The following is a 1,006-nucleotide window of genomic DNA, read 5'->3' on the forward strand; positions in this document are numbered from 1 at the left end:
AGCTTCTCGACGAAGCTCCGCGTCATCCGCGCCCTGACCGGCCCCGTCGGGCTCAGCGTGCAGCAGGCACGCACGATCCTCGTTGCTCGCCGGAAGGGGCGGCGGTGTACTTCACGGATGCCACGTTTGTGCAGTTGGCCGTGGCGCGCATCCGCACGCGCCGACGGCGAACTCGGCGATGAGGGAGCCGAGGAATCTTCAAGGACGTGAAGCGCCCCTGTGCATCAGGCGGGCGAGCCGATCAGGCGGCCGACCAGCCGCCGTCCGACGCGAGCACGACGCCGTTGATGTTCACGCCGTCGTCGCTGAGCAGGAACGTGATCGACGCGGCGAGGGCTTCGGCCTCGGCGGCATCCGGGAGGATCGTCATCGCCAGCTGCACGCGCTCGGCGCCGAGCGGCGACGCGAACTTCGCCTCGATGTTCGTGATGGTCGGGCCCGGGGCCACGGCGTTCACGCGCAGGCCGCTCGGCCCGTACATGAACGCGGTGGACTTCGTGAGGCCCACGACGGCGTGCTTCGACGCGGTGTAGGCAACGCCCGCGGCCGAACCGCGCAGCGCCGCCTCCGAGGCGGTGTTCACGATCGAGCCCGAGCCCTGTGCGAGCATGAGCGGCGCGACCGCGCGCATGAGCTTCATGGTCCCGTCGACGTTGACGGCGAACACGCGCTGCCACACGGCGTCGGTGAGCTCCCCGATGGGCGTCATGTCGTCCATGATCCCGGCGATGTTCGCGAGGCCGTCGATGCGCTCACCGGCCGCGCCGATGATCTCGGCGATCTTCGCGTCGTCGGTGATGTCGGCGACGAGGGTCACGAGGTCGGCCCCCTCGTGCTCGGCGGCGAACTCGTCGAGGCGCTCCTGTGACACGTCGACCGCGACGACCCGGCCGCCCTCGCGGGCGATGCGCGACGCCGTGGCGCGGCCGATGCCCGATCCGGCGCCGGTCACGATCACGGTCTTGCCGGCGAAGCGGCCCTGGTCGAGGCGCTCGACCCACTCGGG

At 71.1% G+C, this 1,006-nt stretch carries 1 protein-coding gene; it reads right to left on the reverse strand.

Going from position 1 to position 1,006, the window contains the following annotated elements; translation table 11 throughout:
- Positions 1-241: 241 nt before the first annotated feature.
- Positions 242-1,006 (reverse strand): SDR family NAD(P)-dependent oxidoreductase (locus GH736_RS23455; protein WP_159607469.1); only part of this gene is annotated, 765 nt, incomplete at its 5' end.

It is taken from the genome of Agromyces humi (assembly GCF_009720255.1).
GTDB classification, from domain to species: Bacteria; Actinomycetota; Actinomycetes; order Actinomycetales; family Microbacteriaceae; genus Agromyces; species Agromyces humi.